General features: G+C 55.3%; 6 protein-coding genes. 4 read left to right on the top strand and 2 right to left on the bottom strand.

What is annotated here, in order from left to right; translation table 11 throughout:
- Both RMSM_RS29725 and RMSM_RS29720 read right to left on the bottom strand, forming a co-directional pair.
- On the bottom strand, positions 1 to 1,501 hold a 1,501-nt coding region (locus RMSM_RS29725), incomplete at its 3' end, for a hypothetical protein (protein ID WP_052031870.1).
- Positions 1,502 to 1,511: 10 nt separating this feature from the next.
- Positions 1,512 to 2,453 (bottom strand): hypothetical protein, encoded by a 942-nt coding sequence (locus tag RMSM_RS29720; protein ID WP_236622360.1) that lies wholly within the window; start codon positions 2,451 to 2,453, stop codon positions 1,512 to 1,514.
- 261 nt (positions 2,454 to 2,714) lie between these two features.
- On the opposite strand from RMSM_RS29720, the gene RMSM_RS29715 reads away from it, so the two are divergent.
- The 4 genes from RMSM_RS29715 to RMSM_RS29700 all read left to right on the top strand — a co-directional run bounded on the left by RMSM_RS29715 (position 2,715) and on the right by RMSM_RS29700 (position 11,011).
- A complete protein-coding gene (locus RMSM_RS29715; RefSeq protein ID WP_236622359.1) occupies positions 2,715 to 4,718 on the top strand; it encodes a hypothetical protein in 2,004 nt (667 codons plus the stop codon).
- A gap of 26 nt (positions 4,719 to 4,744) precedes the next feature.
- The gene (locus RMSM_RS29710) at positions 4,745 to 6,523 is read left to right on the top strand and encodes a multiheme c-type cytochrome (RefSeq protein ID WP_144058058.1); all 1,779 of its coding nucleotides are present in this window, start codon (positions 4,745 to 4,747) and stop codon (positions 6,521 to 6,523) included.
- Between the two features lie 260 nt (positions 6,524 to 6,783).
- Entirely contained in the window at positions 6,784 to 8,136 is a 1,353-nt protein-coding gene (gene gdhA / locus RMSM_RS29705) for an NADP-specific glutamate dehydrogenase (RefSeq protein WP_008706149.1), read from the top strand.
- 136 nt (positions 8,137 to 8,272) lie between these two features.
- Positions 8,273 to 11,011: a WD40 repeat domain-containing serine/threonine protein kinase gene (locus RMSM_RS29700; protein WP_008706147.1), complete on the top strand. Its 2,739-nt coding sequence runs from the start codon at positions 8,273 to 8,275 to the stop codon at positions 11,009 to 11,011.
- Positions 11,012 to 11,106 lie beyond the last annotated feature (95 nt).

The following is an 11,106-nucleotide window of genomic DNA, read 5'->3' as shown; positions in this document are numbered from 1 at the left end:
ATTTCATCGCTCCACCTTTGTCACCGCGGCCGGCGGATGATATCGATGGCAAAGCGTGCAGCGATCCGAAGCCCAAGTCGGCTGGCCACCCCAAAAGCGATTCCGTTTCGGCCGACGTCAGCGAAGTGGGAGTCGGCAGCTCGGAATCACGGTGACACCCGGTACACGATTCGATTCCCGCGATCATCACGACGTCTTGGTCGGTCGCCGGTTTCGCTGCAGTGTCGCTGGGGTAAGCCGCCTCGTGACAATACTTGCAATCAATACGGCGATGAGCCGCGTGATCATAGATCCCGTGCTGGAACCAGCGTGGTGGAATCATCTCGGTACTTTGATTCCCAAGCGACGCACGGATGGCTTCGTCCGTGATCGATGTCTCGTCGTGACACTTCAAACACTGTGATTGCACCCGTTCTCTTGCAAGTCGAACGTCGACAATCGGCGAGACCGATTGACCGGTCGCGGGTTTGCCGAGTCCTTCCCCCGGCACCGCAACGTCGCGTGCGTCACCGCGAGGCAATCTTGCTTGACCGGTCGCCCGCACGCCATCGATGGTCGCGGCCAACAACAAGTCGACTTTGGACCAAGGTACCGCGTGCGGAACGGGCGTTGTATCGGCTGTGGCGGCCCCCGAGTTCATCGCGTGACAGGCCGAACAGTGTTGTTCGAACGACACCGGCGCCATGTAACGGCCCAGTTCGCCGTCTGACGCCATCGTGTCAGCACCGCTGGGGTTGCCCGCCATCTGATGACAACTGCCACAGTCCAATTGTATTGCCGCGGAATCGTCTTGGCCGTCGATCCGGTACCGATCTCGCAGTGATTCATCCAGCATCGCCAGCGTCATTTCCCCACGTTGCCCAGCATCGACTTGCCCGAGTCGCATGTGTTGCGCGTGATCAAATTTCACGACGCCAGGGTCCGGTTTCTGCAGCGAAGCAAAGTCACCGTGCTTTGCCTTGGTGAAGGCGACGACATTGGAATTGACCGTCGGCGTGGCAGAACAAACCGAACTGAGATTGGCGTGACACGAAGCACAGCGATCGTTGGCAACGAGGCTTAGATTGTGGTCGCGTCCCTGATGATCCACATGGCAGCCAGCACAATTCTGATCGACTAACTTTGCTTCCGCCTGCATCGTTTCGCGGTAGTGATTCCCCACTTGGTGACACGCCTGGCACGCGGTTTCAATGTGCTGGATCGATTTTGTAGCATTCACTCCGATCGGCTGTACGTCGATCGACGATGCTTCGGAGCTGATCGGGGTAAAATCCAGATGACAGAGTTTGCAGTCGTTTTCAAACGAGGCATGAGCTAGCGCCACCGGTCCCGTGCTGAGATGCGATTTGCCCGCAGAACCTGCTATCACGAAACAGGCATAGAGGACTGCGGCGATACCGCCCACCGCGATGCAGAGCATGCGAAACCGATGCAATCCACCGCGTCGACGGTAATAATCGATCTGAATTCGCTGAGATCTTTGCTTTCCCGTTTCACGCATTGTCGATCATTTACCAATACTTTAACGCAGTCCAAACATGGGCTGCTAACAAAACGGTCACAGCAACGGACAACCCAATGTGAATGGGAATCCACGCATGCAACCAACGATGAACCGTGGATTGAGTATCAAATTGGCGACGTTGGTCGCAAAAACTTTCGAAGATATTGACTATCGATTCACTTTCTTCGCCACAAGCGCTGCGAAGCCGATCAAACCACACTTTGGCGCGTTGTCGATCGTTCACCGGCGTTTTCACTTCTTGCCCATGAAGCAAAAAAGGCTGAATTTCGTCCAACGCATTCCAGAGCGCCGGGCCATCCGTATTGGTCGTCGAGAATTGCCGTGTTTCCAGCACCCGGCCTCGTGTTTTGCCGGACTGACGCACCGCACCGACGACAATCGCCCCGGCTTTGACCGCTTCGAACTCACGTTCTTCCTCGTCGTCACTCGGCCCCCCGACGCGACGACCACATGCACTTAACAACAACCGGCGAGCATCTTCGACCGTTTGCTGCGAAACATAATCAATTTGATTGTAGATCGTTTCGCCAGGCAAATTGCGGAGCATCCAGCGCGGCAAAATATTCTGCACCGCTAGTCCATAGATTCCGCTAAGGATGCACAATACAAACAGCACCATGAAGGTGGCAGGCAACCATCCGCCCAAGTGAAACCCGCAATGCACAATTGCCAACGGCAGCGAAGCCAAGCCAAACCACAGGTGGGCAGCCATCCAATATTTGGCGGGAATTAACCGCAAACGACGAAGCGTCTTGCGCGGCCAAAGCAACATTTCGAAAACGATGATCGAACCGGCCGCGATTCCGCACAACAACCCTGCACGACTGCCGCCACCCAACCAACGGTTCGCCTGAGACGACTCGAGCCAATAATAGATAATGCAAGCGAGGGTCACGACCAACGTCGGAATCACGAAGATTAGATGCAATCTTGTTTGGCTGCGATTCAATAGCACGTCAAGTAGCACCCGTTAGTAAGTGACGAGAAAGTCCGTCGGCAGGATCGTTACATCCCGCCGAGAACAATCATATTAGACCCCCGTCATGGGTAGTCGTCAATCTTCGCACCCCCACCGCATAAAATGTCGAGAGAACCCTGTTGTTTTGCCGATCAACGATTATCGTACTAATGTGAAGGTAATTTGGGGGGTATCCATTAACGCCTTTTTCACTTAACCCCAAGTCGCGTGATGTCGCATCGAATCAGACCGAGCGTTTGCACTCTTCTTTGGATCGGGATGGTCTTTGCGTCGACTCTCGCGAGTGCTCAAGAACCGGTCCCCACGCCTCAGGGGAAACTGCGGTCGACGATGACCATTCGGCCGTTGTCGTCGGCGACGTCCACCGATCCGATGACGTCTCTTCCGCTGGCGACTCGCAATTTTCATTGGGGAACCTCGCTCCATGGGACCTCGCTCAATGGAACCTCAACTCACGAAACAGTAACACCGGGGATGCTCTTTTCCCCAGGGACACTTGATCGGCTGCACCATCCCATTCTTCGCCAGGATCTAAGGGTCAACGGATCCGCGTCATGTGCGACGTCCAATTGCCATGCGGGCCCACGCCCCGGGGTCACCCAAGCAACGGTGCGTCGCGGAGCGGAATACCCATTGTGGTTGGACAACGATCCGCATGCACAGAGCTGGAAAACAATCTGCAGCGACGAAAGCGTTGCGATGATGCAGCGGTTGAAGATCATGGATGGCGACCAAATCGTCGATCGAGCCGGCTTCGACAACTGCTTGGCGTGCCACAATTCGACTCGTCGCTACAACGAACCTCGTGCGAATCGCAACGCACACGGCGGCCACACGGATGCCGATCCCATGACGCAATTGCTTTCGCATCCAGCTACCACCCCTCATGACGACGTCAACACGTTTCAGCGTGAAGGGGTGGGGTGTTCCGCGTGTCATGGTCCAAGCGAACGCTGGATCGGCACCCACTTCCAGCACTTTTGGTCACCTCAAAACGCCAGCGACGATGGATTTGTCGACGCCGGTGATCTGTACGTCCGTGCGAGAATGTGTGCATCATGCCATGTCGGCGACAAAGATCGGGACATGAATCACGACATCATCGCAGCGGGCCACCCAGCACTTCGCTATGAATTAGCGACTTTTCACGCTTGGCAACCCAAACATTGGCGAGACGCCGAAGCAAAGGACCGCACCTATTACGAAGCTCAGCTCTGGTTAGCGGGACAAATTGCGGCAACCGATGCGTCACTGGCTCTGCTCGAAACGCGAGCGGTCAAATCGCATTCGAACCATCAATGGCCCGAATTTGCAGCCTACGATTGTGCATCATGTCATCACAATCTCGGTCTGCAAAACGCCCGCGCTCCGATCACCGACGACCGCAAAGCGGGGGCGTTGTATTCATCGTGGAACGACGCGGGGCTTCGCTGGCTCGTCCATTACCGCATCGACTCGGGCGTAGCGACGACGGACGATCTCGAGCTGCTCGAATCGCTCGACCGAGTAAAGCTGCAGATGGAATCGCAACCTAAGGCGGACCCCGAATTCGTCGCCGAGTTGGCCCTGCAAGCTCGCAGGTCGCTTGCCCGATGGTTTGATGGCCCTGCCGGCCAATCCGAGCGAGCGCAATTCCGCAGCGATCGCTTGGGGCACCTCGTCGCCGCGGCAGCCGGAAAACGCCAAACGTGGCGCACATGGGAATCGGCGGTGCAATTTTACTTAGCCGCCGTCGCCGCTCGCGAGAGCTGGCCGGGAGGATGGGATGGTCCGGTTTTCAATCTCGCTCACCCGCTGCGGGTTGGTTTACGCTATCCTGAAATGATTGACGCCAGCCGCTATTCCAAACGCCATCAAAGTGGCCCGACACTGAATCGATCTGAGGTGACGAAATTGGGCATCGAGTTGGCCGGATGGCTCGGCCCGGTTTCCCCACCTCAATCAAATGACGAAATACAGGACGACGAAGCGGAAACGCAAGCACTGCAGAACGAATTGGACGAGATGATCCAGCGGATCAATGAACGCTGGAAACGTTTGAACGAACAACGGATCGAGCAAGCCAAACAAGCCGCGTCAGCGGAGACAAAGAGCGACGATGGCAAGCCCGACATGCCGGCGAAACCTGAGCGAAAACCGAAAACACGTGAAGAGCTACTCGAAGAACTGCGTCAGATGCAAGAAGCCCGCGATTCCGACGAATCAGACAATTGATTCTTTTGATTAAACAGATTGACAAAATGGCATCCAATTCCTTCTTCGCACGACAGATTCTCGCCGGAATCCCGTTTGTCCTCTTCCTAGTGACCGGTGCGGTCGGTTGGACACAAACCGCCACCGACACGATCAGTCGCGAAGAAAAGCTAAGCGACCCCGTCTACATGTCCTGGGTTGCATCCGAACCGGTCGGACGCTGCGTTAGTTGTCACGTGATGGGACCGACCGACGCGGAAATCGATAGCGGGCGTTCGGGCGACCTCACGTCGTTCAGCCGCCGAAGCGAAATGATGCACTGGTTGCAAAAGGACAAACATACCATCGCTCGGCGGCGAGTCGAACCTTTCGCCGCAGAACAGAGCGAAGACGAACTGTTAAAATTGTACGAACGACTTGATGCTCAGATCGAAAAAGCGATCGAGGGCTACAAACGACGCGGCGAAACGATCGACCGTAGCCAAGTTGGACTCGAAAGCATCCCCGAAGAATGGATCGGGCAAAGCAATCTCCTCAGCCGCCGCATCTGTGACAAACTATGGGGTTCCGGATCAGTCACCACCGAAGCGGGCTACGCCAAGTTTCGCGACCACTGTTTGACGTGTCATGGCGGCTATCACGCCGGAGCGAGCGGATTTGATTTGGCGGATCTCGATAACGCGCAACTGGGCATCGATTGTTTGTACTGTCATCAACAGGGCGAAAACGATCAGTGGGTCGCACCGCATCAAGTGCCCGAGAAGTGGCGTTTAAAACCACCCCAGGAAAAAGCGGATTCGGGTTTGCGGAATTTGGTCGATACGTCCAATCAAGCTCGATTGTGCATGGATTGCCACGTCGGCAACCGCTCGAAAAACATGTTCGTCTCGCACGAAATGTACGCGGCCGGGCATCCTCCGATTCCCTCGATCGAACTTCAGCAGTTTTGTGCCGAGATGCCGCAGCATTGGCAAACACCGAGACAACTGTACGAATCGCTGGCGGACTATCCTCAGCGAAACGATTACTTCAACATCAACTATCCCGGACTGCTCGATTCGGCCAACGCGGGCGAGGTGTTCTGGAACACGCGAAAAATGTTGATCGGAGCCCTGGTCGCTCGGCAACAGATGCTTGACCTATACATCCAATCGGAATCGGCACAGGATTGGGCGGATTACTCGCTGTATGATTGCGCGGCATGTCATCACGAGTTGCGATCGAACAGTCTTCGCCAACAACGCGGCTATGTTGGCGCCCCAGGACGTCCACGACAATATGAATGGCCCGACGCGCTACTAACGATTGCATATCTATTTAGTGGCAAAGAAACGCTGGCGGAATCACGTGGTCTGGAAAGCAAGCTTGACCAGCTGTTTAGCGAGCAACCCTTCGGCGACCCTCATCGCATCGCCGCGAACGCCACCGAACTGCATGATCATATTTCCACGGCCATCGACGCGGTCGAACAGAAACCGGTCGATGCTCGAATTGCTTTGGCGGTACTGCGAGGCTTGGCGACGACGCCGAAATCGAAATTGGTGACGTACGACGCGGCTCGACAAGTCGTTTGGGCAATGCAGACAATCGCGACTGAGTTAGAACTCGACGGCAAACCGCTCGATCCGGAATTGCATGATCGGATACGCCAACTCGGGAATCCTGAAACGACCGGAATCTCATCAAGTTTGCCGTCCGGTCGCAAACAATTTATCTACCCCGATCGCTTAGAAACGGATCTGCATCTGCGTGCCCAGTACGATCCATCGCGTTTGGTCGCTCAATTAAAAAGTTTACGAACCGACTTGGCGCAAGCCGCCAAGTAAATCGAGGGGCAAGCGTCGTAGAACAGGCTGCCAGCCGATCAATGTGGGATAGGCTTCCAGCCTGTCGAGCGTAGGATAGGCTTCTAGCCTGTCTATGCAGAATACGCTTCCAGCCTGTTATTGCCCGATCAACAGGCTAGAAGCCTATCTCACATGGATCGCCAAGATCGCGGAGCGATCAGCGACTAAAAGACAACTTTGCAGCGTTCCCGTCGCTTAGAATAGGGTGAGACACTCACCCCACAACGACGAGGTTCATCATGCTTAAGTTCGTACGCGAAGAAGTGGAATCGTTCATGCACGGGCTCGTCAAACGGAACCCGGGTGAAGAAGAATTTCACCAAGCGGTTCGCGAAGTCACGGAATCATTGATGCCGTTTATCTTGCAGCACCCGCGTTACAAACAAGCTCAGTTGTTAGAGCGTTTGACTGAACCCGATCGCATCATCATCTTTCGTGTCACGTGGGAAGACGACGAAGGCAACTTTCGTGCAAACCGAGCCTGGCGAGTTCAGTTCAACAACTCGATCGGTCCCTACAAAGGTGGCTTGCGTTTCCATCCATCGGTAACGCAAAGCGTCTTGAAATTCCTTGGCTTTGAACAGATCTTTAAAAACAGTTTGACGGGACTGCCAATGGGCGGTGCCAAAGGCGGGTCCAACTTTAACCCCAAAGGAAAAAGTGATCGTGAAGTGATGCGGTTCTGCCATTCGATGATGATTGAACTGCATCGACACATTGGCGAGCACACCGACATTCCTGCAGGTGACATCGGAGTCGGCAGTCGCGAGATCAGCTATCTGTTTGGTCAATACAAACGGTTGTCCAATACGTTTGTCGGAACGCTAACCGGCAAAGGGTTGTCGTTTGGCGGCAGTTTGGTACGCACCGAAGCAACCGGCTACGGCTGTGTCTATTTTTGCGAAAACATGCTCAATCGCCTCGGCGATTCGATCAAAGGAAAATCGGTCTGTATCTCCGGCAGCGGCAATGTGGCGATCTACGCAGCGGAAATGGTTGGAAAATTGGGCGGCAAAGTGTTGACGCTTTCGGATTCCGGTGGCTTTGTTCACGATCCAGACGGGATCGACGAAGAAAAGTTGTCGTTTGTCAAAGAATTAAAGGAAAAGCAGCGTGGACGCATCTCGGAATACGCCGAGAAGTATCGTAAAGCCACATTCCATGCCGATCGCCGGCCGTGGGATGTGGCTTGTGACGTCGCGTTGCCCTGTGCGACTCAGAATGAAATCGACCAACGAGACGCAGAAACCTTGCTGAAAAACGGTTGCATCGCGGTCGCCGAAGGAGCCAATATGCCGAGCACCCTCGAGGCGATGAAGGCGTTTCGTGAAGCCAATATCCTGTTCGGACCTGCCAAAGCGGCCAATGCCGGCGGCGTGGCCGTATCGGGACTCGAACAAAGCCAAAACTCGCTTCGCTTGCAGTGGACTCACGACGAGGTCAATACCAAGCTAAAAAGCATCATGAAAGAAATCCATGAAAAATGCGTGCACTACGGAATGAAGGGAGATCATGTCGATTACGTTGATGGTGCCAACTTAGCAGGGTTTGTTAAAATCGCGGAATCGATGCTGGCGTACGGAGCGGTTTAAACAGGCACACGATGTTTAATGAGCTATTTTTCATGAGCGAATTGTCGCTGCGTCTCCCACTCCACTACAACTCGCATCGACTTGTTAAACTGCGGCACGGTCGCCTTCGAGATTTACTTCATTCCTGAATGGAAACATGTTACAGCGAGGTTACGAATTTGCGTCAGGCTATCGATTAGAAGAATTTCTAGGTCGAGGCCAATTTGGTGAGGTGTGGCGGGCCTCCGCGCCCGGCGGCACCCAAACGGCGGTCAAGTTCATCGACCTCAGCGGCGGGCAAGGTCAAAAGGAATACGATGCGATCAAGCGAATCAAGCTGATTCGCCATGCCAATTTGATGCCGATCACAGCCATTTGGTTGCTCGATGGCGAAGGCAATTTGATCGAAGACACTCCCGATCAAGCCGTTGCGACGATGGATGTCAGCGAACTGGTCTCGCCCGATCGCGCCAGCTTTGCGATGCCGCGAACTCGCGAACCGGCGACGCTGGTCGTGGCGATGCTGTTGGCTGGCAAAAGTCTGCTCGACCGGATGGCCGAATGTTTGCGAGAAAACGGCAAAGGCATCCCGGCTCGCGAGCTGCTGTCCTATATGGAGGACTCAGCCAAAGGACTCGACTTTCTCAATGATACCCGGCACGATCTGGGATCGGGCGAAGTCGCGATCCAACACTGCGACGTCAAACCGGCAAACATCGTCATCCTCGGCAACAGTGCCGTCATCTGTGACTTTGGTTTGGCACGGATTCTGACGCGGACTCAAATCACCGCAACCAGTGCCTCGGGCACGCCCGCTTACATGGCGCCCGAAGCGATTGAGGGGAAACCGAGTCAATCGAGTGACCAATATTCGCTGGCGATCAGCTACTACCATTTGCGAACCGGCACGTTGCCGATGAAGGAAGGTTCGCTGTTCCAAGTCCTCAATGCGCATCGCCAGGGCGATCTGAACTTTGATCTCGTCGCGGCCCCCGAGCAACACGTGCTGCGGCGGGCCACCGAAATCGATTGGAATAAACGCTACGAATCCAACATCGATTTCGTCGACGAATTGCGAGATGCGTTGCGAAGCGAAGGGGCGATGCCATCATCATCGTTGCGTACGCCCTCGAACCATGGTCTCGGTTCGCCTAGCGGTGAGACCCAAAATGACCGCATCGCCGCGACGCAGGCGGTCGATTCGCCCATTGCCGAAACGATGGACGGCACGTCGGTCACCGAAACCGGTTTCGCCGATGACGAAGCAGCGACCTCCGAGGGCCTGCAGAGCACGCGAGTGCTGCCGCCGCAGACGACCGATGACGGCGAGTCCACGACGGCTGCCACAACATCCAGCCCAACGCCCGGCAACCCGCTGAAGCGATATTCGATCATCGGCGGCGTGACGGTCGTCATTCTAGGTGTCGTTCTGCTTACCTTTCCTCGCGGTACGCCCACCCCAGAGGTCAACGGATCCGACAACGTAGTAGACAATGGCGGCAAGACCCAACAAGTCGTCCCGGACAATGGTAATACCTCGATAGAAAACGCCAGTCCTCAAGAATTGATGGACTTGGCGACAGCCACTTTCACGAGCGATTCAGCCAAAGCAGCGGAGCTGTTTCGCCAAGCGGTGCAGAAGCGTCCGAACCTTGCATCGCCCGAACCGATCATCCACCCGTCACACAATGACGGTGTCGAAACGTTGCTGTTGTCCTCGCCCACACGGCAACTTATTAGCTGGGGCTACGACACCAACCTGAAGGTTTGGCCGGTGTCGTCAACATCGTGGGCTGAAAAATCCGCCCCGCCGATCGCGCTTCCTGGGTTGGATGTCTCGCTTGCGTATCGCGACGGAATCAGCTTGACGCCCGACGAGCAACGTGTTGTCGCGGGATCAGGAACGGATGCCAAGGTCTGGTCGCTCGAAACGCTGCGTCGCAATCCCGACGATCCAGCGAAATCGCTCGTTGCAGACATCAACTCACTAGACGACGAAGTCATGGCGGTCGCATGCCACCCCAAGGACTCTACCGTTGTTGCGTTGGCGCTTGGCGGGGGAAAAATCGCGGTCTATCGGATTCAGACGAAGTCATCCGAGACGCTGGCGGAGCCTACCAAGTTGACTCAGTTTGAATCCGCGGAATCAATTATCCGCTTGGCGTTTCACCCGTCCGGTGAATGGCTGGTCACGATCACGATCGACGGCAACGTGGTCGCGTATGGCTGGGATGAAGTGCTAACCGCCGCCGAACAGAACCGCGCCCCGACGGCGGTTTCCATTAATCCCAAAGGAACTCCTGTTCGCACGATTGCGTTTCCGCCACAAGATTCACGCTCAGACATCACACCGAGCATCGCCACCGGTGACGAAACAGGAACGGTAACGCAATGGAGTATCGCTGAGGAACCCAGATTGATTTCGCGAAAACAACCGCACACAGGTCCCGTCATGGCAATGAGCATCTCGGCGGGAACGGGTGACATTCCGAGTGTCTTGGTCAGCGGTGGTGATGATGGAACATTGAACCTGTGGTCGCTTGAGGAAGGGGATAGTCCCAGTACAACTAGTTATGACCAGACGCATTCACTTGGCCACCAGCCTGTCCCATGTGTGGATGTGAGCGACGATGGCCGCTGGGTTGCCGCAGGCACCTACGACGGCACCGTGTGGCTGCTGGATCGCACCGCCCAAGACAAAACCGCTGCGGTCTTGGAATCGGGAGCCGACAGAATTGAAAGGCTATGTATTGATTCGGAAAATGGTTGGCTGATCGCAGGATGCGATGATGGCAGTTTACGAGTCTGGGATTTGGTGCGTTGCCAATTGATCGCGATGACCCAATTGCGGCCCAGCAAAGTGATTCAATCGAAACCCGACCCTTCAGTGATCTAAGCAGCAGAACGGCAAAAGCCGACGCTGTGAAGCATTTTTTCGTAGCGAAACTCGCAGAGAGTTTCGGGTTGCTCGCATGGCCGAAAGTCTCTGCG

The sequence above is a fragment of the Rhodopirellula maiorica SM1 genome (genome assembly GCF_000346295.1).
Classification (GTDB): Bacteria; Planctomycetota; Planctomycetia; order Pirellulales; family Pirellulaceae; genus Novipirellula; species Novipirellula maiorica.
The sequence above is the reverse complement of the archived record's forward strand: the minus strand, read 5'-3'. Positions and strand labels throughout refer to the sequence as shown.